Source organism: Acinetobacter sp. YH12096, from assembly GCF_013419215.1.
In the GTDB taxonomy this organism is placed as follows: domain Bacteria; phylum Pseudomonadota; class Gammaproteobacteria; order Pseudomonadales; family Moraxellaceae; genus Acinetobacter; species Acinetobacter amyesii.
The window spans coordinates 1-24,035 of the sequence record NZ_VPAM01000026.1; the positions used below are offsets into that span (position 1 = coordinate 1).

18 protein-coding genes are annotated in these 24,035 nt (G+C 41.2%); 7 read left to right on the forward strand and 11 right to left on the reverse strand.

Annotated features, from left to right (window positions below; all coding sequences use genetic code 11):
• Positions 1 to 276: 276 nt before the first annotated feature.
• From FTU36_RS11630 to baeS, 6 genes are all read right to left on the reverse strand, one after another.
• Complete coding sequence (locus FTU36_RS11630) at positions 277 to 1,632, reverse strand: amino acid permease (RefSeq protein ID WP_180005487.1); 1,356 nt, start codon at positions 1,630 to 1,632, stop codon at positions 277 to 279.
• Between the two features lie 350 nt (positions 1,633 to 1,982).
• Positions 1,983 to 3,680, reverse strand: coding sequence for a DUF4198 domain-containing protein (locus FTU36_RS11635; RefSeq protein ID WP_257224844.1), 1,698 nt, complete (start codon positions 3,678 to 3,680; stop codon positions 1,983 to 1,985).
• A 436-nt stretch (positions 3,681 to 4,116) separates the two neighbouring features.
• Entirely contained in the window at positions 4,117 to 5,208 is a 1,092-nt protein-coding gene (locus FTU36_RS11640; RefSeq protein ID WP_233945001.1) for a hypothetical protein, read from the reverse strand.
• Between the two features lie 26 nt (positions 5,209 to 5,234).
• Positions 5,235 to 6,641 (reverse strand): hypothetical protein, encoded by a 1,407-nt coding sequence (locus FTU36_RS11645; protein WP_218946169.1) that lies wholly within the window; start codon positions 6,639 to 6,641, stop codon positions 5,235 to 5,237.
• 86 nt (positions 6,642 to 6,727) lie between these two features.
• On the reverse strand, positions 6,728 to 7,414 hold the full coding sequence (locus FTU36_RS11650) for a response regulator (protein WP_111885370.1): 687 nt from the start codon (positions 7,412 to 7,414) through the stop codon (positions 6,728 to 6,730).
• Positions 7,415 to 7,426: 12 nt separating this feature from the next.
• Positions 7,427 to 9,103, reverse strand: a complete 1,677-nt coding sequence (baeS, locus tag FTU36_RS11655) for a sensor histidine kinase efflux regulator BaeS (protein WP_180117981.1) — start codon at positions 9,101 to 9,103, stop codon at positions 7,427 to 7,429.
• Between the two features lie 135 nt (positions 9,104 to 9,238).
• Here baeS and FTU36_RS11660 point away from each other — a divergent pair, with 135 nt between their 5' ends.
• The 3 genes from FTU36_RS11660 (at position 9,239) to FTU36_RS11670 (ending at position 13,963) form a co-directional block, all read left to right on the forward strand.
• Positions 9,239 to 9,868, forward strand: coding sequence for a hypothetical protein (locus tag FTU36_RS11660; RefSeq protein WP_180005489.1), 630 nt, complete (start codon positions 9,239 to 9,241; stop codon positions 9,866 to 9,868).
• 317 nt (positions 9,869 to 10,185) lie between these two features.
• On the forward strand, positions 10,186 to 11,988 hold the full coding sequence (locus FTU36_RS11665) for an acyl-CoA dehydrogenase C-terminal domain-containing protein (protein WP_180022419.1): 1,803 nt from the start codon (positions 10,186 to 10,188) through the stop codon (positions 11,986 to 11,988).
• 193 nt (positions 11,989 to 12,181) lie between these two features.
• A complete protein-coding gene (locus tag FTU36_RS11670) occupies positions 12,182 to 13,963 on the forward strand; it encodes an acyl-CoA dehydrogenase C-terminal domain-containing protein (protein ID WP_180005491.1) in 1,782 nt (593 codons plus the stop codon).
• A 115-nt stretch (positions 13,964 to 14,078) separates the two neighbouring features.
• On the opposite strand, the gene FTU36_RS11675 is transcribed toward FTU36_RS11670, so the two are convergent.
• A complete protein-coding gene (locus FTU36_RS11675; protein WP_180107238.1) occupies positions 14,079 to 14,624 on the reverse strand; it encodes a GNAT family N-acetyltransferase in 546 nt (181 codons plus the stop codon).
• Between the two features lie 14 nt (positions 14,625 to 14,638).
• On the reverse strand, positions 14,639 to 15,271 hold the full coding sequence (locus FTU36_RS11680) for an FMN-binding negative transcriptional regulator (protein WP_180005498.1): 633 nt from the start codon (positions 15,269 to 15,271) through the stop codon (positions 14,639 to 14,641).
• A gap of 170 nt (positions 15,272 to 15,441) precedes the next feature.
• On the opposite strand from FTU36_RS11680, the gene FTU36_RS11685 reads away from it, so the two are divergent.
• A complete protein-coding gene (locus FTU36_RS11685) occupies positions 15,442 to 15,939 on the forward strand; it encodes a phosphate-starvation-inducible protein PsiE (RefSeq protein ID WP_180117983.1) in 498 nt (165 codons plus the stop codon).
• Positions 15,940 to 16,007: 68 nt separating this feature from the next.
• Here the strand turns inward: FTU36_RS11685 and FTU36_RS11690 are convergent, their stop codons facing one another.
• Complete coding sequence (locus FTU36_RS11690) at positions 16,008 to 16,481, reverse strand: RcnB family protein (RefSeq protein WP_373686358.1); 474 nt, start codon at positions 16,479 to 16,481, stop codon at positions 16,008 to 16,010.
• A gap of 183 nt (positions 16,482 to 16,664) precedes the next feature.
• Here FTU36_RS11690 and FTU36_RS11695 point away from each other — a divergent pair, with 183 nt between their 5' ends.
• On the forward strand, positions 16,665 to 17,123 hold the full coding sequence (locus tag FTU36_RS11695) for a hypothetical protein (RefSeq protein ID WP_180117985.1): 459 nt from the start codon (positions 16,665 to 16,667) through the stop codon (positions 17,121 to 17,123).
• A gap of 88 nt (positions 17,124 to 17,211) precedes the next feature.
• On the opposite strand, the gene FTU36_RS11700 is transcribed toward FTU36_RS11695, so the two are convergent.
• On the reverse strand, positions 17,212 to 18,678 hold the full coding sequence (locus FTU36_RS11700; protein ID WP_180117987.1) for a phospholipase D family protein: 1,467 nt from the start codon (positions 18,676 to 18,678) through the stop codon (positions 17,212 to 17,214).
• A gap of 109 nt (positions 18,679 to 18,787) precedes the next feature.
• Complete coding sequence (gene znuD, locus FTU36_RS11705) at positions 18,788 to 20,872, reverse strand: zinc piracy TonB-dependent receptor ZnuD (RefSeq protein WP_180117989.1); 2,085 nt, start codon at positions 20,870 to 20,872, stop codon at positions 18,788 to 18,790.
• Between the two features lie 146 nt (positions 20,873 to 21,018).
• Here znuD and FTU36_RS11710 point away from each other — a divergent pair, with 146 nt between their 5' ends.
• Both FTU36_RS11710 and aspS read left to right on the forward strand, forming a co-directional pair.
• Positions 21,019 to 21,798 (forward strand): DUF4184 family protein, encoded by a 780-nt coding sequence (locus FTU36_RS11710; RefSeq protein ID WP_180089835.1) that lies wholly within the window; start codon positions 21,019 to 21,021, stop codon positions 21,796 to 21,798.
• Positions 21,799 to 21,958: 160 nt separating this feature from the next.
• Entirely contained in the window at positions 21,959 to 23,743 is a 1,785-nt protein-coding gene (aspS, locus tag FTU36_RS11715) for an aspartate--tRNA ligase (RefSeq protein WP_180055859.1), read from the forward strand.
• The last annotated feature ends 292 nt before the right edge of the window (positions 23,744 to 24,035 follow it).

Sequence of the window (24,035 nt, forward strand, 5' to 3'; positions counted from 1 at the left end):
CTGAGGATCAGAAAGCTTGTTTGAATCGATGTATTTCATCCGCAGATTATGCACGAATGCTAAGAAATCCGGAGTGCAAATATTAACCAAAAAGAAGATCGTTTTTTGATTTATGAAAGAGATCTAAATCATAATCTTATATAAATTTATCCTAGAATTCAGTACACTAGAGCAGTCTTTATCTGAATGTTCACTCAATTTGCTTACCTTGTCAGAATTTTCAAAATCATTCTTTAGTGGCAATAAACAAAGGCTCTTCCCTAAGCCTCCATCTTATTAAACTTTCTTTGCTTGCATCACCTTAAACAGTACAAACAGCAATAAAATCCATACGGGCTGCATCAGCACCGACAACATAAAACCCTGATTCCACATGATGTACAAAATCATCAGCATGAACACTAAGACAAAGTAGTTGGTGAACGGCGCAAATAAAGCAGGAAATTTAGTTTGAATAGCCTGCTGCTGCATCGCTTTTCTAAACTTCAAATGAATCAAGCTGATCAGCATCCAATTCAGCACTGCAGCACTCACCACGATATAAATCAAATAACTCAATGCTTTTTCAGGCAAGAAATAATTCAGGAGCACACAGCCAAAAATCAGCAAAGCTGAAAATAAAACCGCAGCAATCGGTGTCCCGTGCTTATTCACCTGTTTAAAGGCTTTTGGCGCATTGCCCTGTTCTGCCAAACCAAGCAGCATGCGGCTATTGGCATACATGCCGCTATTACAGACCGAAACGGAGGCTGTCAAAATAATAAAATTCAGCAAATGCGCCGCCCAATCAATCCCCATCTGATTAAAAATCATCACAAAAGGACTGCGATCTAAACCACCAAGTTTCAACTGGTTCCACGGCACCAGCGACAGCAATACAGCCAAAGAACAGATATAAAATAAGAACACGCGGATTACGGTCTGATTCACCGCTTTCGGGATATTTTGATCAGGATTTTCAGTTTCAGCCGCCGCCATGCTGATTAATTCAATGCCGCCAAAAGCAAACATCATAAAGGCTAGCATGTAGAATAAGCCTTCAAAACCGTGCGGGAAGAAGCCGCCATGTACCCATAAATTACTAATCGAAGCGGTAGAGTCTGCGCCTGCTGTAAGTAGCAGATATATACCAAAAATAATCATGGCAACAATCGCCACAACTTTAATCATCGACAGCCAAAATTCAGATTCTGCATACAGTTTGACATTGGCTAAATTGGCTAGCGTAATCACAGCAAAAAACACCAAAACTGAAACCCAAGCAGGCACATGCGGCCACCAGTAATTGATATATTTGCCTATCGCGGTCAGCTCGGTCATCACTACTAAAATATACAGAATCCAGTAGTTCCAGCCCGTTAAAAAGCCCGCAAACTTGCCCCAATACTTAAAAGCAAAATGACTGAATGAACCTGTGACTGGCTCTTGTACAATCATCTCGCCCAACTGGCGCATAATCAGAAAAGCAATCAAACCACCAATCAAATAGCCCAGAATTATCGATGGTCCAGCCGACTCAATAATATGCGCAGAGCCTAAAAATAGCCCTGTCCCGATTGCGCCACCCATTGCAATCAGCTGAATATGACGGTTCTTTAATCGGCGCTGCAGTTGAGGCATTTCGCTGCTCACAACACGTTCTCATCTTATAAAAAAGTGGATTGTAGCCTGTGCAGCTCTTTGCAGCCAAATATTCGCAGATCATTTCTGTATGAATCATTATGGAATACAGCGCGTGAGCTGCATTTCTCCATAGCACTTGGTCAAATTGATAGGATTAACAATACGGGCCATAAGATTCCACTCGAACAGCCGGAAGCATAAGCCGCCAGTATACTAAAGTGGCTGAATACATTGCCTCTTTAAATATTAACGGCCCTCAATTGAGAGCTGTTATAGCATTCACCACCCTTGATGGATAATTAATAGCGAATGCAGTACGTCTAAACCTATTTATTCATGCTGCGGTGTCATGTAAATCTTTATTTTCGCTGTGGCACTTCAGCCCACCGAGCATAACTCTTCGTGCTTTTCAGCACAGTGCCCGCTTGTTTTGCAGCGAAGCCACTATAGTCCTGATAGACACTATCCGAATTTTCATCAAAACTCGCACCATCAAATAATGGGAAAGTTCCGGCTTTTTTCTGAATCACCACATCATCAATCATCCAGCCACGGAAACCGTTGTAAAGTTGATCGACTGTTCTGAATTGGAATTTCAGCTGAACATTGGCCTTGCCTGCATATTCATCTAATGAAATTGCTTCTTGCTGAACAGCAGCCGGTGCGAGGTTAAAGCCTAAATTACTGTATGGAATCGGCGCGCGCTCATATGCCGAGGATGGATCTGCCAGCGGGTTTAATCGAGCCAAAGTCTTGAAGCTATTGCCGCCGTCGGTAGAAACTAAAATATTCATCAAATCGAATCCCTGATTATTTGGATTGACCGACTCAATTTCCCACCATGTTTTAAAGCTTAAACTCAAAGGCGCCTGATATTGGCTTAGATTAATCACAGGTGAGATTAACTCACCCGTATTGTGGGTATTAGATGTTCCGCCATCAAATTCTAGAGCAGTTGATGAATCACTTAAAGCGCCAATAAAGTTGCCATTTACTTTGTCACCATACCAATATGCTGTATTGCCTTGCAGTGGCTCAGGTACCTTACCTTGACTTTGGTCATTTGGTGCTAAGCGCACACGCTGATTCACTTGATTATTACGAATATTGTGACCTTTGTTTAGCAACTGCCAATCGACATTAGCCACACTTGGTTGCGACCTTGTCCATGCATTGCGAGTAGCAGAGTCCACTTCAAAAGTTTCACGCCATATGGCATCTGCAGATGTCGTTTCAGGCAGCACTTCAAATTGATAGCCCGATGCAGAAGAAGCAATGACCGTAACTTTTTTCGTAATAGTATTAATTCCTGCACCGCTAATGGTGAGCGTGGCATTTTTCAATGCTTCAAGCAGCGCATTTGATACGTTGAATGAAAGCGTGAAATAGCCATTGGCATCGGTAATTGCACTGACAAATGCACCATTGGTCGCAGCACCGCCAGATAATGCGACTTGCGCATTCGCTAAAGGCTTTCCTTTATAAATGACCTGACCAGACAACGTACCGACTACTGCATCATTGACAGGTGCATCGCTTAAGGTCTGACAGTCTTGGTCTAAACAGTTGAGTATCACATTCAGCACAATGCTCTTATTGGTATTTTTAGGATGGATCAAGAATGCTGAAACTGCAGACTGTCCATTTTTAGTGACCAAAACATAATATGTGCCTGCAGCCAATTTAGGCAGCTTAACGATGCCTTGAGCATTAGCAAGGTAACTTTGACCTTTAAAATGAGTCGCTGTCGGTAAACTGTTGATCGGTGGAAATAACTGTTCAGAATCATCTGCTGTGATTTCATTTATTGTCGCTTTCAAACTACCTGCTTGTACCTTCTGCCACTCTTCATCACTTAAAATCTGAATCGACGCAGCATTTAATGCAAGATTATTTACATCCAACAGCGTCAGCTCTTCTACACTTTTTTGTACCATGGCATCGGCAACTGGCTCTGACGGTACGCTTCCTGTCTCATCACGATCACTACCACCACATGCCGTTAAACCCAAGACACCCGTGACCATTATTATTTTTGCAAATGCTATATTTTTCATCTGTTCTGCCCTCTAATTTTCCATTTTTAAAATTGTTATCTCTACATTGAACTCTGCCAGCCCAAACATACTGGTCAATATTCAAGCAAAATAATAACCAATTTTCATTAAATGCGCAAATTTCGCATTTTTATGTGATTTTTATCATTCATCCAATTGCCATTGTTTTGCTGTTAAGGGATGCCCATTCCTTCAAAAATGGAATACTAATAAATATCTAATACTGATAAAAACTTTAAAAAATAAAAAATTTACGATATAAATAAAAAAGGTTATAGATAAATTCAAACTTATCCATAACCGAACAATTTAAATTCCATTATGACAATGCAAAGCTTTTTTTAATACATATCAATACGGTTAAATAAAACAACTGCTTAAAACTTTACACATTCTAAAGAAGCTAATCTGTTTACAGTCGCTGGTCCAACAGCACTTACCATAGATATTGCGCATATATTTGCGCGCCCATACGTTTTGCTTGGTTGGTATTGAATGAATCTGCTATGTATTTAAAACCAAAGTTTTCATGTTTGACGGAAAGGCCAAACGAATTGGTTTGGGGTTCAAAATGGATTCCCCACATTAGCCCTGTATTCCAATATGCATTGAGCTGCCAAAGACTTATATACTCATTTGAGATTGAACTGAGTCCTAAACTCCAAGCCTGCTCTGAGTCATAATTTAAATCCGAATAAATTTTAAATGGCAGCTTTTGCGCATAGGTCTTATCTTTATCAAACTCTCCCTGAATATCAAACCGTGGACGCTTATCTTGATCATAGCTGATGTTATATCGTGTGTATGGAGCATCTTGCCAATATAAATATGCCAATGCATCCTGAATATTAATTTTTAAATTCCAATTTTTTGCAATAGCACCTCTTAAAGTCGCATCTAGGGCATAGCCATACCCGCTATGCGCCTGCTCATTCCAGCCCATTTTATCTTCTTTCAAAGCAGGATGATCATAACTGTAATCTATGCTCCCATTCAGCCATTTGACGCGGTCCATAAGCTCTTGCTGATCTGTCGTTACCCCTAGCGCATTAATATGACCATCAATATAATGACGCCCAATTAACGCGGTTATACCCGTTTCTAAATTCCAATTCGAACTAATGGGCCATGTATAGGCAGCCCGAGACCCAACAGTATCAATATGCTGTGCTTCAAGCCTCAAGTCATACGTTGAGTTTGCATCGATAGGCAGTTCATTTTGTATTTGATAATAAAGCTTTGCTGTATCCTCACTGAAATTGAGCGCATAGTCATATCGCCAGATCCAGCTAAAATCCCAATTACCCTGCTTTACGCCCAATTGCATTAAACCATGAGCAAATGCATTTTTTCCTGATTTAAACTTAGAATCATCCCAATCATCTGTAAATGCATGAATCGCTAACGGTTCACTATAAACATCTGCTTGCACTTGATAATAGATAGCCTCTTGTGCATAGCTATAAAACGGGAGCGATAATCCCAATAATACTAATTTTTTTTTCAACATAGAAAAAAGGGGGAACATCGTTACCCCCTCTCCTTAATTCATTATTATGGTGCAATCATTAGCACAGTGTTATCGGTAAATTTCGCAGAATAAATGCTATTCGATACTCTATTGATCGTACCGTAGCTAACAGTACCGACTTTAATATCAGCAGAACTGAATTGATCTAAATCTGGAATTTCTACAAATGCACCATTCGCATGAGATACTCTTGACCAGATAATTGGAGATTGCGCGATCAGATTGTCAGTTTTTACATCTATATTTAATGTATTTTGATCAACTGTAACTTTAAGATTTGCTATCCCTTTTTGGTAATCATTCCTTTTAGCGTTAAGCAGTAAACTGAATGGCTTCACAGCAGCCCCCCCACCTTTTACGTTACCAGAGAGATTAACTGTCAAATCTGCATTAATAAATGCAGCCGCAGATTCGCCTTGGGTAATATCAAAGGTTTTAGTCAGATCATTTTTTAGCTTAATATTTGCATCTAAGCCTAAGTTTTCTGCTCCGCTTAAAGCTTCACCTTTCAAAATAATTTCATATGGAATAATTTGATTAAATGTTTCAGTACCATTTTTGAATTTAACTCGAGCAGCTTTGCTTGAAAGTTCAGTTAAATTCAGCTTCGCGTTCTGAGTTGTTAACAAAACATTTAAAAATTTAAATTGTGCCGTAACCGGAGCATTTTCACTTTCTGAGTCTTCCAGCTTGATAGCTGTATCATAAACAACTTGAGCGGTACTGTTGCTATTAAACCCTAAGCTTGATTCTAATCCATCCGCATTTTTAGCTGTGATTTTACCGCCTGAAACTATTTTAAAATCATGCTGTTTTGCAGATGCTGTGAATGGCGCATCCAACTTTAAATTGCTTACAGTAATCAAAACCGCATCGCTAAAAACATCTTTTCCAGTAAAAGTACTGCTATCCCAAATATAGTCCATCCAATATTTAGCCGATACACTTCCATTAACAGAAACTGAAGTCGGTGTTACGCTGATTTTAAGACCATTTTTGCTCAAAATATAATCTGGATAATATATCCCCCCATAGGTCGCATCATCCTCTAAAAGTGCCTCTAATTCTGCAGCGGTATAGTCTTTTGTGGAACCTTGAGCGTCTTTCTGCGCCAATGAAGCTAAAGTAATGATGAGATCAGAAGCATTACTAATATCATTTCCTGCATTACTTACAGCATCAAATGCAGGCTCATACTGAGACTGCAAACCTTTAAAACTGTCAAAATAGGCAATAATATTGTTCGTAGTTTTGATTAATACTTTAGCTTTCTCTAAATCTGTTGCTGGATTTGATGGGTTAGCTGTTTCCCCATTTGAACCGCCATTATCTGAAGTCCCACCGCTACTAGAAGACCCGCCGCCACCACCGCCACATGCAGTTAAAATTACAGAACAGCTTATTGCTAATAAGGTTTTTTTTAAAATCATTATGTTTTTCCCTCTTAAAAATACAAATAAAAAAGCCTTTAAAAATTAAAGGCTTTTAAAAAAAGATTCAAGAACAAAAAGTAACATTAATCCTCTGGATATTCAAAACGGTAGCCGACGCCATACACAGCTTGAATCCACTCATGACGGTTGCCAGTTTCCGCTGCATCTGAAATCTTACGACGCAGGTTTTTGATATGACTATCAATCACACGGTCAGCCACTTCAAAACTGTCTGGGTTAATATGATCAAGCAATTGCGCACGTGAATACACCTGCCCTACATGCTCTAAAAACAACTCAAGTAAACGAAACTCAGTTGGCGTTAAGCTCAACGCTTTTTGTTGATACCAAATACGTTGCTGTGCTTTGTCCATACGGAATAAATCATTCACCTCTGGCTCTGCTTTACGTTCTAAACGACGTAATACCGCTTGCACACGTGCCACCAACTCTTTCGGACTAAACGGTTTGCAGACATAATCGTCAGCACCCATATTGAGCCCCAATACACGGTCAATTTCTTCAGTGCGTGCAGTCACCATAATAATTGGCAGATCAGACTGCTCACGGACTTTACGGCAAATGGTTAAGCCATCCATACGTGGCACCATCAGGTCCAAAATCATTAGACTCGGCTTACGCTGCGTGAAGCTCTCATAGGCTTCTTGACCATCATGAAACATGCTGACTTCAAAGCCTGCAGCCTCTAGATAATCACGCACTAGCTGTGCAAGTTCCACTTCATCTTCAACCAACATGATATGTTTCATGCATGCTTCCTTTTAATATTTCATCTGTTTGGGAAATGTCAATTTGCAACGCAAACCGCCCAATGGAGAATGATCAAAACTCAATTCTCCGCCCAATGCTCTAGCTATTTTTACGGATAACGCCAATCCTAATCCTGTACCACCAGTTGCACGCGTACGTGAATCATCCACACGATAGAAACGCTCACCTAAACGTGCCAACTGTTCATTAGTTAAACCAAATGGGCTGTCATCAACATACACGGTCCACTGGGTTTCATCTTGCTCAGTATGAACATGCACTTCACCACCAGCTTCCGTATAACGAATACTGTTACCCAATAAGTTGACCATAATCTGTTTAAAACGGTCTATATCTAATTGTAATGAAGTGCCATCGCCCGTTGCTGTAATTTTCAAATCGGCTTGTTCAAACTTCGGTTTAAAGCTTTCAACCTCCTGCACAACGACATCCCACGGATTAATCGTAGTGAGATAACAATTTAATTGCTGTGCATCAGCTTGCGCCAAATCAGCCAAATCTTTGGTCAATTTTTTCAGACTACTGACTTGATTCAACATCGAAGTAAAATGCTCTGGCGTTGGCTTACGAATACCGTCCTGCATCGCCTCAATTTGAGCCTGCAACACCGCCAATGGGGTTTTTAATTCATGTGAAGTATCGGCCACCCATTGACGACGTGACGTTTCATGCTGATCGAGAATCACAGCCAACTGGTTCAATTCATTCGATAAATCACCAAGCTCATCATTACGGTTCACCGCGACTTGATGTTGATAATTGCCCTTTGTTAACTCACGTGTTCCCATTAACAAACGCTGAATCGGTTTTTTAAAGTAGGTCGCCAATAACAGTGCAGCAATTAAACTTGCAATAAATGTCAGCACATAAACCAATAACAAATAACGTTTTTGCTTACTAAAGAAGTTAATACTGATCGCATCATCTTGCTCGAGTACAGGTTTGAGCCCCAAATACCCCACGATTTGATTATTTACCATAATCGGACGATAAGAAATCTGTTCATCTGTCGGCTCACCCACCACAAATTGGCGCTGTGCATCATATAAAGATAAACGTGAACTCAAGCCCAAGCGGTCAGGCATTTGAATAAACTGTTTTTTACCACCATTGTTGGTATTGTTTTGAGAGGATTGACCGGCATCTTTATCTTTTTCATCCGCATTCGACTCTTTGGGGCGGAACACATTTTGATTCGCGCTTAAAGGAAATTTTAAACCTTCAAAGGGTTGAAACTCAGACGGTAAGTTTTGTTCAAGCCATTTTAGCTCTTCAGTTTTTTGTTCTGCCGTTTGCTGTGGCGTTGCCAACATCGATGCTGCATTCAAACTATGATCTTGAAAATAGCGCTGCTGCAATGCAATGTCATATTGACGACGTAACCACCACCGAGAGAGACGATCATAGTCATCTGGTGCTGCCTGCCCTTCAATTTGCAGAATCTGTGCCTGAATCGCATTGCCCCAATCATGATAGACCGTATACACATCGGCTAAATTTTCAATGACATGGTCAAGCTTTTGCATCTCGACATCGGCCACATATTTGGTGAAATTACGCTGCATATTCCAATGCAAAACGCCAAGACTTACCGTTGTGATGACGAGCGTCGTCAACAGCACAGTCAGAAACAAGCGTAGGGCAATCGGGATACGACGTATTTTCAAAAGAGAACTCTCATTTTTCTTCTATATTCATTATTGTAGCGAACACGCAACTAAAAAACTCTCCATTGTTTCTACATCTTTATTATTTAATCTTTAACCATCGGAAAAATATCTAATCTGGTGGGGGTAAAGACTATGAAACAAATGACTAAAATGGCTTTAATCGGTGCAAGCGTATTGAGCATGGGTGCACTCACTGCCTGTCAATCGACAACCGCACCAAAAGATAACGATCATGGCCGCATGATGAAACAACATCATGGTGATCAAGATCGTCGTATGTCACCTGAGCAACGTGAACATTTTAAACAAATGCGTGCCGAGCAACGTCAAGTGTTTGCTGATATGCAAAAAGCCTGCGATGGTAAGGCTACAGGTTCAACAGTTCAAGTAAAAGCTGGCGATAAAAATATTGATGGTACATGTACCATGGTGTTCAAAGCAGACCGTCAAGACATGAAAAAAGCACGTGGTGAACACAAACCAATGCGCGGTGAACATCATCCAATGCGTGGCGACATACGTGGTCAGATGCAACGCGGTGAGCCACTGACTGATGCAAAACGTGCAGAACTGACTAAACAGTTTGATCAACGTTTAGCAGAACGCCAAGCGAAGCAACAAGCGATTATGAAAGCATGTCAAGGCAAGACTGATGGCAGTGCGGTTGCCATTAAAGTTGGCGAACAGCAAATCAATGGTAAATGTGAAGTGCGTTTCCAACCTAAAGCCCCTGTTGCCCCAACGCCAGCACCAGTGAAATAATCCAAACTTAGATCGCGATATCATTGCATAAAAAAGGCACTCCCATGAGTGCCTTTTTTATTGGACATATCTTTTTACGCTTTTTGACTATTTGTGTCATTCATTTTCACCTAAAAGCGTTTACACTCAATGCACTTAGCTTTTTCAAGGGATATTTCTTTGACTTTACAGTCACCAACAAATCACCCTGAAATGCTTGTACCCAATAAGAAGATGTTGCACGATTAGAACCATTCCAATACGTGTCATTGAAGACACGTTCAAATGTTTATTTAGGATTACTAACGCTGGTAGAAACCAGTATTGAGGAAAACGATATGCCACAATACAAAGCGCCCTTACGTGATATGCAATTTGTTCTGCATGAACTATTAAAAGCAGAAGATCACTATGCACAACTGCCTGCATTTTCAGACACCGTAAGCCGTGAGTTGGTTGACCAATATCTAGAAGCTGCTGCTGACTTCTGTGAAAATGAACTTTCTCCTCTTAACCAAGTCGGCGACCGTGAAGGTTGTACTTGGAATGATGGCGTTGTCACAACACCAACTGGTTTTAAAGAAGCGTATCAAAAATATATCGAACTTGGTTTCCCGTCTTTGTCTGCTGAAGAACAATACGGCGGTCAAGGCTTACCAGTTTCACTAGGCAATATCATTTCAGAAATGGTGGGTACGTCGAACTGGGCATGGGGTATGTACCCTGGTCTGTCTCACGGTGCTGTCCGCACATTAGAACATCACGGTTCTCAAGAACAAAAAGACACTTACCTGCCTAAACTTGTTTCAGGTGAATGGACAGGTACGATGTGCTTAACAGAATCTCATGCAGGTTCTGACTTAGGTATTATCCGTTCTAAAGCTGAACCACAAGCAGACGGTAGCTACGCAATCTCTGGCGAGAAAATCTTTATCTCTGCTGGTGAACACGACATGGCTGAAAACATCATCCATATCGTCCTTGCTCGTCTACCAGGTGCACCAAAAGGCACGAAAGGTATTTCATTATTCATCGTACCTAAATTCAATGTAAATGCTGATGGCTCAATTGGTGAGCGCAATGCTGTACGTTGTGGTTCGATTGAACACAAAATGGGTATCCATGGTAACGCGACTTGTGTCATCAACTTTGATAACGCAAAAGGTTTCTTGATTGGCCCTGAAAACCGCGGTCTAAACTGCATGTTCACATTCATGAACACTGCACGTATCGGTACTGCTGTACAAGGTCTTTCAGCTTCTGAAGGCGCTTTCCAAGGTGCGCTGGCTTATGCAAAAGACCGTTTGGCAATGCGTTCACTTTCAGGCCCTAAAGCACCTGAAAAAGAAGCAGATCCAATTATCGTTCACCCTGCTGTACGCAACATGCTCATGACGCAAAAATCATTTGCTGAAGCTGGTCGTGCTCTGGTTTACTTATTGTCTTTCCATGCCGATATCGTGGAACAAGGTGCAACTGAAGAAGAACGTAAGTTCTCTGACAATATCTTGTCATTATTAACTCCAATTGCTAAAGCATTCTTGACTGAAACAGGTTCTGAATCTGCAAAACACGGTGTTCAAGTATTTGGTGGCCACGGCTTCATTTCAGAACACGGTATGGAGCAAATCGTACGTGATACACGTATCTCTTGCTTGTACGAAGGTACGACTGAAATTCAAGCAATTGACTTGTTAGGCCGTAAAGTATTGGGTACTCAAGGTGCAATGTTGAAAGACTTCACCAAGATCATCCATAAATTTGTTGAAGCCAACAAAGACAACGCTGCCATGAAAGAATTTGTTGAGCCGCTTGCTGCGCTAAACAAAGAATGGGGCGACCTGACTATGCAGATTGGTATGAAAGCAATGCAAAACCCAGAAGAAGTGGGTGCTGCTGCGGTCGATTACTTGTACTTCTCTGGTTATGTAACGCTTGCTTACCTATGGGCCCGCATGGCGCTAGTTGCGCAAGAAACTTTAGCTGCAGGAACAACAGATGTTGATTTCTACAATGCGAAAGTAACGACTGCCCGTTTCTACTTCAAGAAAATCTTACCGCGCGTCCGCTCTCATGTAGAAGTGATCGCAGGTGGCCTAGATCCTCTTATGGCATTGGATGCAGAACACTTTGCATTCTAATGTGAATATCTAAAACATATTCAAAAAATTGTACTCTTGAGTGCAGAAATAGAGAAAGGACGGTCATAGCATTGGCAGTCCTTTTTCTTTATAAATAGTCCCATAATTTTACTTTGGTCAATTTTCTCCACGCTTTGTGCCGATACAAATTGCCCCAAGTCCACAGATTCAAACAATAAACAGGTGAACGAACATGCCAATTTATAATGCGCCTCTTGCAGATATGAAATTCATCTTAAATGATGTTTTTAAAGCAGAACAATTCTGGCAAAACAACGAAAATCTTGCTCACGTTGATGCTGCAACTGCAGAAGCCATTCTTGAAGAAATGGCAAAATTTGCGCAAAACGTCACTCATCCTTTAAACCGCACAGGTGATGAAGAGGGCGCAACCTATAGCAATGGCAATGTCACGACTCCTGCTGGTTTCAAAGAAGCATTTAAACAATATGCAGAAGGCGGTTGGATTGGTCTAGGCGCAGATGAAGAATGGGGCGGTCAAGGCATGCCAAAAATGCTGACTGTTCTGTCTGACGAAATGCTGTTTGCAACCAACCCATCATTCATGCTCTACCCGCTTCTTTCTGTAGGTGCAGGCATGGCGTTAAACAGCTATGCATCACAAGAGCAAAAAGAAACTTATTTGCCAAAAATGTACACAGGTGAATGGTCAGGCACGATGTGCTTAACTGAGCCGCATGCAGGTACAGACTTAGGCATTATTAAAACTAAAGCTGAACGTAATGAAGACGGTACTTATAACATTACAGGTACGAAAATTTTCATCACTGGCGGTGACCACGACCTTTCTGAAAATATCATCCACTTAGTTTTAGCGAAAACGCCTGATGCGCCTGCGGGCTCACGCGGAATTTCACTCTTCATCGTACCTAAATTCTTGGTGAATGCAGATGGTTCATTGGGAGAGCGTAATGCTGTAGGCCCTGGTTCTATTGAACATAAAATGGGGATCAAAGCGTCTGCCACATGTGTGATGAACTTTGATGGCGCGAAAGGCTACCTGGTTGGTAAAGAAAATGAAGGCCTTGCAGCGATGTTCGTGATGATGAACTACGAACGTCTGTCTATGGGTATTCAAGGCCTAGGTGCTTCTGAATTTGCTTATCAAAATGCAGCGCAATATGCGACTGATCGTTTACAAGGTCGCAGCGCTTCTGGCGTGCAATCCCCTACAAAACCTGCAGACAGCATCTTAGTTCATGGTGATGTACGTCGTATGTTGCTGAACGCACGTGCCAACAATGAAGCGTCTCGTGCATTTGCGGTTTATGTTGGTCAACAACTGGACATTACCAAGTTCTCTACTGACCCAGAAGCAGTCAAAGCAGCCAATAACCGTGTTGCGCTATTAACACCGATTGCGAAAGCGTATTTAACTGATACAGCTTTCCAAGCAACACTCGATGCGCAAATGGTCTTCGGTGGTCATGGCTTTATTCGTGAATGGGGTATGGAACAATGTATCCGTGACCTCCGTATTGCACAGATTTACGAAGGGACCAACGGTGTTCAATCGCAAGACTTAATTGGTCGAAAAACCATTAAGTGCAATGGTGAATTCATTGCTGAATATATCCAAGAAATCCGTGATTTTGCCAATAACTTAGATGCCAGCTTGAACTACATCAAAGATGCAACCTTAGATGCAGCAGCTGAAGTTGAAGCTGTGACTCAATATGTACTTGAAGCTGCTCGTGAAAATATTGAGTTCCCGAACTCAGCAGCAGTTGATTACCTACATGCTGTAGGCCTGCTCAGCTTTGCCTATATGTTTGCCCGCATTGCAGATGCAGCAAAAGACAAAGATGGCGAGTTCTACCAAAACAAACTTGCACTGACTCTTTACTTCACGCAGCGTATTTTGCCTGAATTGGCTTTACGCATTGCCAAAGTGAAAGCAGGTTCTGAAGTGATCATGAACTTCTCTGAAGATTACTTTACCAACCAAGCTTAATTAGCCGTACAAAATCAAAAATGCCCGATTTATCGGGCATTTTTTTATTCATCTACTACTCTTATTACATAACCACTGAGTACAACTTTTTTCAAAAAATCATAAGCATATTTACTTATTCGCAATCACCTAATTCCATTCGATATGTAAAACAAGGATGGAGCTGATCGTCTAGCATTGGAAATGTAGCCCAATGCGTTGTATCTTTATCTTGTTTAAACCCTGCCTTCATTAAGACATTTTGTGATGCTAGATGTTCCTCAGCACAAAAAGATGAAACAACCTTCGTGACCTGATTCTGCTTTAAATACTTAATTCCCCCAATTAAAGCCTCAGTCATATAACCACAACCATGAAAATTCACCCCTAACCCAAAATGTATTTCTCCATGGTTGTCTTGATTGAAGAAATACAGTAAGCCCATCGCTAAATGCGTATTCTTATCACTAATCACCCATGCAAAATCAGGATTGTGTATCGACCAATAATGATCTGCCCACTTTTCTAAAACACTCTTAGTCTGTTGAATCGTTTTATGTGGCAACCGCTGCAGATAACGAGTTGCTTCTATATTCGAAAAATATGTTTCGTATAATGAAATTTCATCTCCTAACTGATACTTTCTCAGGCATAAACGTTCAGTTTCAATCCTATTGGGCATGATTATTTAGCCTGTTATTTCATGGGATAAAATTTTTTGATCGACTCCGCCATTTCAGCATTCGACCTTTCCAAAGCTTTTTCCACATTCATCGCATCTATAGCGCTGCGATTTTGACTGACTTTAAATTTCCCGATCATCGACTGAATATCGATTTCAATTGCTACAATTTTTTCCAGTTGTTCCGCAATAAAATCATGAGGCGCATCGCCCATTTTCCATGGCATGGGTTGCGTCGCTTCATGAGTACGAGTTAAACAAGCCAAAATTCCACGTAAATATTTTTCATCTGCAATTTTACGTATCTTGCCTTTAACATGGACTACACGATAATTCCATGTCGGCACGACACGGTGATGTTCTTGTTTTCCTTCGTACCAATTTGGCGAAATATATGCTTCGTCGGCATGAAAAATCACATAGGCTTGCGCTGACTGATTTAGCAATTCAAACATTGGATTGGCCTTAGCAATATGACCGCGTAATACACCTAATTCGCCTGACTCAGCGTCATATTCTAGTGGTAAATGATTCACTTCCAACTCACCATTGGGTGCAGTCAGTATTACTGTCGCCAAAGCATACTTACGCATAAGATCAATCAGATCAGGGAGTTCATCATGTTTAAAATGCGTTGGTTGATACATCGTCGCTTCATTCTTATAGGACAAAATTTAAGCTCAAACTTAACATTAAAAACTTTATTAAACCTAAAAAATATTTTTGTCATATGCGCTTCATGTGCATGAAATTTGCTTGGTATTTAATGACTAGTTCATCATTGAATATTCACGCAATTTACACAGGAGGAAGATATATGAAACACCGTGATCCCAAAGTAGAAAAAGTTGAAGCCCTCCTTGACCGTTTTGGCAATATTGCTGTAGAAGGTTTTCATTATCTTGCACTGTTTGTCATCGGCTGTATGATCTTATGGTCTGCGGGTCATACCATTTTTGAAATTATTACAGTTAAACAATTCGCCACGATTGACGATATTTTATTATTGTTTATTTACCTCGAACTCGGTGCCATGGTTGGTATTTATTTTAAAACCAACCACATGCCTGTTCGCTTCCTGATTTATATTGCTATTACTGCCCTGACCCGTTTACTGATTTCGGACATTCAACACGACCATAAAGCAGATATGGGCTTGGTCATTACTACAGGTTCGATTCTAATTTTAGCTGTGGCCATTTTGATTGTGCGCTTTGCCTCTTGGACTTACCCTTCGGTTATTCGAGATAAGCATTCCGAGAAGCCATTACCTGAAGGAAAAACCCCACGTCCGCAAGATGATGAATTGGCTTAAACACTAATTCGTTCCTTCTCCTTTTAGGAGACGAGTAGCACTACTACGCAAGAGAGAGGTTATAAACCTTATCGATTAGGCACCAATACATAGCGACCATTTTCAAAAATCCAGTACATTCCATTGGGTGGTGCTGGTAAACCTAAACGCTGCCAATCACTGATAAAAGTATAGGTTGAACTGGAAATACTCGCGCTGGCAGGATCACCATTTACCCAGCTATAACTTTGTGAATTTTGGATAATCGTAGTCGGTGCTTGATATTGAATACTTATGCCATTTTGCACCTGTGGTGGATATGGACGGTTTGGATAATTGGGATATTGAGGGCGATGAGGATAGTTCGGGTAATGCTGCGGGTAATTGGGAGCATGCTGTGGATAGCTTTGACCATGTTGGGGATAACCAGGCCGATTCATAGTAGGTGGACGCTTAGTGGTATCCACACCTTGATAGTTTGACCATTTGTTTTCCGCAAAAGTACTGGCTGAAGTCATTATCAGCATCACACCTGCAATCGCATAGAATAATGTGGTTTTCACTTAAGCTCTCCTCAACGGTTTATACGCTCAGTATAAATTCCATTGTAGGAGAAAAAATGAATAAAAATCCATCAAGTGCAAGAATTTGTTAATTTTCCGACCAAGCTGATCGCACCTTCAGGCTAGCCTGTTTTTCATTGGATTATGCTAAGATTGATTTTATTTCGTAGTGGATCAAATGCTGTGTCTGAATTAAGTTTTGACCGACTTCATCAATTTTTTTCTAAAGTTCCAAGTATTCAAAAACAACTGATTGACTCGTACGGAACCGATGGTAAAACTGCTTGGTGGTTTAAATTTCAAATTAATGTAGATCACCCTTTAGCATGGCAAACTGTTCAAGAATTGGGCCATGTATTGAACTATATTTCTAAAAATGAACGCTTACCGACTCAATTTTTACCGGTTTCTCCGCCACCATATATGAATGGTGAAGCCAAACAATTTTTATCATGGGTGATTCAATGTAACCATGCCGATTTTCCACCAGATGTTATCTGTGACTGGTTAGAAGCACGGTTACCGCAACCGGTAGATGATGCCGATAAATGGAAAATCAAAACTGATTTGCATGAATTGGATCAAATGACAGATAAGGATTTAGACCAAATCGTTCCGCCAAATCCGGAACCGAGGAATTAAAACTGATTAAATCCCTCCTAACCTCCCTTTAAAAAAGGGAGGAAAGTCCCTCTTTTCAAAAGAGGGATTTAGGGAGATTAAGACAATTCTAAAAAGTAGATAATCCGCTCCATTCCATAAAGCGATACAACACATATTTCAACTTAGAGTCATCGGCATACGTGTCATAATCCACACTCATTTGCTTACCATCACGGTTTGACCACGCCGTATTAAAATACTGATTTGCCTCTTTAAAGACTTGAGCGTCTTTCAAACCAATCACGCGCAAATCAGTTTCTAAATTATAATTTTTCAGGTTACGCGCTGTGAAATTGGCAGAACCTAAAATCATATCTGCCTGATAGGCTGTTCGTTTTAAAATCATCTTGCTATGGCACTGCTCACCTTGGGTATTACACCAACGTACATCAATACCGGCATCGTGTAATTCAGAGGCAACGGGACGATTTGGAATACCATTTTTGGTTCGACCAAAAGCATCTTTATTCGGATCGAGTAATACCCGCACTTTCACGCCACGTTCATGTGCAGCAATGAGTGCTTTGATAATTTTACGTTCTGACAAGTAGAACATCGCGATATCAATTTCAGTTCCAGCTTTCTTCGCGCTATCAATTAAGTCGAATGTGGCATCATAAATTGCTTTTTCAGTTAGCACTTGAACCTGTGGCTGAGTTTTCGCCGCTTCAACATCCTTAATCACCACAAATGGAATATTGGCTTTGGACATCATGCCTACGGCTTGCTCGGTCTTTAACAGATCAATCGCGGTCATGCCTTTGACGGTTAAGGCCACATTAGAATGTCGTGAGCTACCATCATGCGGATTCATAGAGGTGACCAAACCTTTCCAACCTTCAACGGTATCTACCACCAAGGTTTTACGATGATTGGCTTTAAAGTTGAAAAGATCCATATAACTGCGGATCGTCACCTTTTCGGTTCCCAATGGGTTCGGTAACCTGCCTTGTTCAGGATTATTGCCAATATCTTGACAGCAGATATACCAAAAGCCTGACCATGCAGGATTGGATGCACGAAGCGGTACCAAATTGGTTTCCATCAACTCAATGCCCCCTTGTCGTAATTGACGATAATGCTCGGGTTGAATGCCGCCATAGACCGAATTGACCGGGTCAGTAATCACAAAAATTTCCACTTGAGGAGATAGTCGACGCTTCAAAATCAGCGCATCGGTCAGCTCCTGTGTTAATTGTTCATGTTTTAATTGAGAGTCGCCAACTTGCGGATTAAAGAGAAACATATCCAACACAATGGTCGACTGTGCTTCTTCGATCATTTTTAGCATTTCTTTAAAAATGCGATGTTCCTGTTGCTGCTTTCCTTGCGCATCAATATAGGTTTCATCCACTAAAAAGTTCACTTCAGCATGGCGAAGTTTCCCCGTGTAGTTCAGCCCTTCAGGGAGTGGTTTTAGCGTGTGATAGGTTGCCGATGCCAAATAACCTAAAACCAATAAACCAATGACCACACCCACATAGCGACGGCGTGACCAATTGAGCTTGTGATGTATTCGTTGAATGATGCGCATAAGAAAAAACCTAGTCTAATGCGCTCAGACTAGGTTTTATTCATTGATTTTTCAAGAGGATTTCTGTGACTTCACCTAGACTTCCTTAGAAAAGTCTGTGCAAATTCAATTAGAAACCAAATTCAAGACCAACTGTAAAATTACGACCGACTTGTGGAATATTGGCAAGGAATGACGTATGAGAGTAAACATCTTCATCCAATAAATTATTGGCTTTGAAATAAACCCGATAATCATTTTGATCTTTCAACTGGCCACTATAGGCCACGCCCAAGTTCACCATGTTGTAGCCATCTGTTTCACGCTCAAATGCAGTGATTTTGTCTTGTTTGAATACATGTGAATATTCTGCAAGACCTGACCAACCATCGGCAAAGTCAACATCGACCTTGGTTCCTAAGCGCCCGGCAGGCACACGTGGCGCATTTTCACCATCAATTTTGCCGCGAACATAATCACCAAAGACACTGAGTTTATACATATCATTAATGGCATAACCCACTTGAGCTTCCGCGCCATAGAACTTGGCTTTGTCTTGGGTGTAATCAACTAAGCGGAAGTTTTCAAAATTATCTTTAGTTGCAGCATAAATGTAGTTGTCATACCAGTTGTGGTACACATGAACGTGATAATCCAACTGATCTTTTTCATAATGGAAACCTAATTCAAGGTTATTGGATTTTTCAACATCTAGATTTTCATTCCCACGTTCATAGGTATTGGTCGCAAAATGCTTGCCATCTGCATACAGCTCTTGCGCCAATGGCAAACGCTCTTGATGAGAACCCACCAAGGACAATTTATAATTGGGTGCAAACGCCCAGTTCACAGCACCTGAGTAGGAAATACCATAATCGTCATAATTTTTTTGTGCAGAATCGATCTGAATTTTCTGCTGATCGACACGGGCGCCCAGCTCGACATGAAAATCACCAAATTGTTTATGTTCTAAACCAAATACACTCCATTTTTGGGTTTTATTTGGGTTCATCAATGACTCTTCGCCACTGATATTGAGCTTTTGCTGATTGTATTGTGCGCCTATCACCCCTTCCCAATCCGCAATCGGGTTATGCACCAACTCTAAACGACCATCATAGCCCTGACTTTTAAAGGTCGTTGCCGCTGTATCACCTTCAATTTCGTCATGTTGATAATCGGTATAACTCGCATGCGCACGTAGTTTTTGGAAGCCCGCAAACGGATTCGCAAGTTCGGTACGGAAATCATAGCGTTCTGACTTTAAGTCGACCCATGGGCCTGCGGCATCATGATCGTGATCATGTTCGTCATGGGCTGAATGATCATGCTCATCGGTATGCCCATGGTTGTCATGACCATCACAGTGTAGATGGTCATCATGTGGATGACAGCTTTCATATTCATGACTATGACCCGGCAGGCCATATTGGTCTTGTCGGTTGCTATAAGACAGTCCAGCAAAACCACGATCATGAATCCATGACGCGCCCACACTGACATTTTGCCCTTCTGCAAAAGTGTTGCCAACGCGGCGTTCTTTTTCTAATTCACCATCATGATCATGGAAATAATTGGGTGCAATATAATCATTGGCTTTGCGTTTCGAACCTTCTACACGGATGGCAAATTGCTCACCTAAAGTAGCCGTCACACCGGCACTCGCCAATTTTTCATCACTGCCTGAGTTATAACGAACCCCAACTTGCCCTTCATAACCTTTATCAGGAATAGAGGTAGGAATCTTTTGATCGGTAACATTCACCAACCCACCAACCGTCCCAGCTGCATACAATAAAGTGGATGGCCCACGAATCACTTCAATTTGTTTTGCCAAAATCGGATCAACCGTCACTGCATGGTCAGGGGATAAAGTTGAAACATCTGCTGTTTCAGATGCATGCTCCAACACTTTGACACGTGGCCCATCTTGACCACGCAGCACAGGTCGACTTGAGCCTGCACCAAACTGATTTGAATACACTCCAGGTTGTCCGGCAATGGCATCACCAATAGTGACTCCACCTTGTGCCAAATCTTTATGCTTAATAATGTTATCTGCAACCGCAAAATCTGCGGCACTTTGATTTAAAGGATGAACCTGAACATTAATCGCTTCGAGCTTTTGTACCTGTTGTTGCTGATCATCAGCATAAATATTGGGTGCAATCACTGCAAAAATTGAGATTGTGATTAAATTCTTATGAAAGGACATTTGGAGAGACTCAAATCAGGCTATTTTCGAATAATGTTATAATATAACATTTCATTCGTTTTGCAATAAAAAACATTCTAATCTGCCCAAATCATATACACTCACCGATACCACATTGTATTTATTCATATATTTATTTTAGTTCAATGCCTTTTACCATATCCCATGCTGTACTCGCACCGCCTATTTCCAAGTTAAGCGGAAACCGCCTGCCTATTGCAGCACTCGCAATTGGCAGCATGGTGCCAGATTTATTCCGTTTATTTACTAATGCTGACTACAATGGATCCCATCAATGGTCGGGGTTAATTGTTCCAAACTTAATCCTTGGTTTGCTGTTTTGTGTGCTGTGGTATGTGCTTTATCGCCCGATGTTATTTGCTTTTTTTGGTTTAAATAAGCCGCTGCATCTACAGAATTTCAATCAATGCTGTGGGTTTATCCTAAGTCTCATCCTCGCACTCATCATTGGAACTTCGACGCATATTGTTTGGGATGGCTTGACCCATGTTGACTTTCGTACCTTTGCATTTAAGGATCTATTGAGTCTACCGATTCAATTTTTTGGTCATTCATATCCCCTACATCGCGTGTTGCAAATTGGATTATCTGGCTTGGCACTCCCCGTTTTGGCATGGATGATTTATCGTCATCATCTTCACTATCGAAGTACTGCAAACGTCCCCACATCCATCAAATTCTATGTATATTGTTTAGCGGCCCTGTCTTTAGCTGCGGGAATCGCTAGTTATTTTTATTTTGCTGACAGTATTTATTCAGATGCCTTTGTACACGACTTGTATGCCTATGTCGGCAAAGCCATTAATTATTTTTTCCGTGCATTTTTAGCCACGTTTAGCCTCGGTAGTCTGATATTTCTGATCTTAAGCAAGAGCACCAATATTTTTTCAACGTCATCGGCTTAAGCCCATCATTGACCGAAAATTTGCTGTAAATTTGGCTGTTTTAGCAATAAGTCCTTGTGACAAAACAGCCAAAAAGAGGCATAATCCCCTATTCGAATAAAAGCGGTACGCTGTTTACGTATTCGCTGACCTTAACCCATATAGTTGGATTTCTAACGCTATGATGCGAACTCATTACTGCGGCTCACTTACTGAAGCCCAAATCGACCAAACCGTTACATTATGCGGTTGGGTTCACCGTCGCCGTGACCACGGTGGTGTAATCTTCCTTGACATGCGCGACCGTGACGGCCTTGTTCAAGTAGTGATTGACCCTGATACTCCTGAAGCTTTCGCGACTGCTGATAAATCACGTTCAGAATTCGTATTAAAAATTACAGGCCGTGTACGTCGTCGTTACGAAGGTACTGAAAACGCGAATATCGTGAGTGGTCAAATCGAAGTTTTAGGCAAAGAAATTGAAGTTCTTGCTGCGTCTGAAACTCCTCCATTCCCATTGAATGATGAAAATACCAATATTTCTGAAGAAGTACGTTTGAAATATCGTTTCTTGGATATCCGTCGTCCAGAAATGTTAGATCGTTTACGTTTCCGTTCTAAATTAACAAACCTTATTCGTAACTACTTCGAAGAAAATGGTTTCCTAGACGTTGAAACACCGATTTTGACTCGTGCGACTCCTGAAGGTGCGCGTGACTATTTAGTACCAAGTCGTGTTTCTAATGGTAGCTTCTACGCACTTCCACAATCTCCACAATTGTTCAAACAGTTGTTAATGGTTGGCGGTATCGATCGTTACTACCAAATCGCGAAATGTTTCCGTGATGAAGACTTACGTGCTGACCGTCAGCCTGAATTCACACAAATCGACGTTGAAACATCGTTCATGAGTGACGATGACATTATGGATTTGATGGAACGTTTAACGGTTAAGATGTTCAAAGAACTTCTAAACGTTCAGTTCGACAAGTTCCCACGTATGACGTATGCAGATGCAATGCGTGACTATGCATCTGATAAACCTGACTTACGTATTCCTTTGAAACTTGTTGATGTTGCAGACATGATGCAAGACGTTGAGTTCAAAGTATTCGCAGGTCCTGCAAAAGATCCTAAAGGCCGTATTGTTGCGCTTCGCGTACCAGGTGCTGGCGCGCTTCCACGTAGCCAAATTGACGAATATACTAAATTCGTTGGCATTTATGGCGCGAAAGGCTTGGCTTACATCAAAGTCAACGAACTTGAAAAAGGTATTGAAGGTCTTCAATCTCCAATCGTTAAATTTATCGAGCCTATCGTACTTGATCTATTGAAACGCGTTGGTGCTGAAAATGGCGACATCGTATTCTTTGGTGCGGACAAAGCGAAAATCGTAAATGATGCGATGGGTGCTTTACGTATTAAAGTCGGTCACGACATGAAACTTGCAACTTGCGAGTGGGCGCCACTTTGGGTTGTTGACTTCCCAATGTTCGAAGAAACTGATGACGGTAAATGGACGTCTGTTCACCACCCATTCACGCTGCCAAAATCAAGCGTTGAAGAAGTGAAGAACAACCCAGGTGCTGCACTTTCTGTTGCTTACGATATGGTATTGAACGGTACTGAAATCGGTGGTGGTTCATTACGTATCTTCAACCTAGAAATGCAAAAAGCGATCTTCGAAGCGCTTGGTATTTCTGAAGAAGAAGCAGAAGAGAAATTCAGCTTCTTGTTAAATGCCTTGAAATTCGGTGCGCCTCCTCACGGTGGTTTGGCATTCGGTCTTGACCGTTTAGTGATGTTGATGACTGGTGCATCTTCAATCCGTGACGTGATTGCATTCCCGAAAACGAAAACTGCTGAATGTCCACTGACTCAAGCGCCTGCGCCAGTTGAAGCAACCCAATTGCGTGACTTAGGTATTCGCTTACGTGAAAAACCAAAAGCTGAAGAATCTAAATAATCTTACATTTTAAGATTTAGATTTTAAGGTTCAAAAAACCCTGCGCTATGCAGGGTTTTTTTATTTCAACCTACAAAAGGTGGTCGAAAACCTACAAAACATAAATTAAAGATTTGATTTACTTTGCTAATATCAAAACGCTTCAAGTACGTTATGATGTTTCACTACATCCTTTGAGCAATGGACAGCTCAATTTTCCACTTCCAATTATTTTGTTTTTAGATTCAGATCTTTTTGTACTTTTCACTGAATAAGTCCGGTCTCTTGGCAAAATTTATTTTATTCCATGCTG

Coding starts and splice junctions, on each gene's coding strand:
- FTU36_RS11635 (WP_257224844.1), bottom strand. CDS start 3,680: ATGAAAAATATAGCATTTGCAAAAATAATAATGGTCACGGGTGTCTTG.
- FTU36_RS11640 (WP_233945001.1), bottom strand. CDS start 5,208: ATGTTCCCCCTTTTTTCTATGTTGAAAAAAAAATTAGTATTATTGGGA.
- FTU36_RS11645 (WP_218946169.1), bottom strand. CDS start 6,641: ATGATTTTAAAAAAAACCTTATTAGCAATAAGCTGTTCTGTAATTTTA.
- FTU36_RS11650 (WP_111885370.1), bottom strand. CDS start 7,414: ATGAAACATATCATGTTGGTTGAAGATGAAGTGGAACTTGCACAGCTA.
- FTU36_RS11660 (WP_180005489.1), top strand. CDS start 9,239: ATGAAACAAATGACTAAAATGGCTTTAATCGGTGCAAGCGTATTGAGC.
- FTU36_RS11665 (WP_180022419.1), top strand. CDS start 10,186: ATGCCACAATACAAAGCGCCCTTACGTGATATGCAATTTGTTCTGCAT.
- FTU36_RS11670 (WP_180005491.1), top strand. CDS start 12,182: ATGCCAATTTATAATGCGCCTCTTGCAGATATGAAATTCATCTTAAAT.
- FTU36_RS11675 (WP_180107238.1), bottom strand. CDS start 14,624: ATGCCCAATAGGATTGAAACTGAACGTTTATGCCTGAGAAAGTATCAG.
- FTU36_RS11680 (WP_180005498.1), bottom strand. CDS start 15,271: ATGTATCAACCAACGCATTTTAAACATGATGAACTCCCTGATCTGATT.
- FTU36_RS11685 (WP_180117983.1), top strand. CDS start 15,442: ATGAAACACCGTGATCCCAAAGTAGAAAAAGTTGAAGCCCTCCTTGAC.
- FTU36_RS11700 (WP_180117987.1), bottom strand. CDS start 18,678: ATGCGCATCATTCAACGAATACATCACAAGCTCAATTGGTCACGCCGT.
- znuD (WP_180117989.1), bottom strand. CDS start 20,872: ATGTCCTTTCATAAGAATTTAATCACAATCTCAATTTTTGCAGTGATT.
- FTU36_RS11710 (WP_180089835.1), top strand. CDS start 21,019: ATGCCTTTTACCATATCCCATGCTGTACTCGCACCGCCTATTTCCAAG.
- aspS (WP_180055859.1), top strand. CDS start 21,959: ATGATGCGAACTCATTACTGCGGCTCACTTACTGAAGCCCAAATCGAC.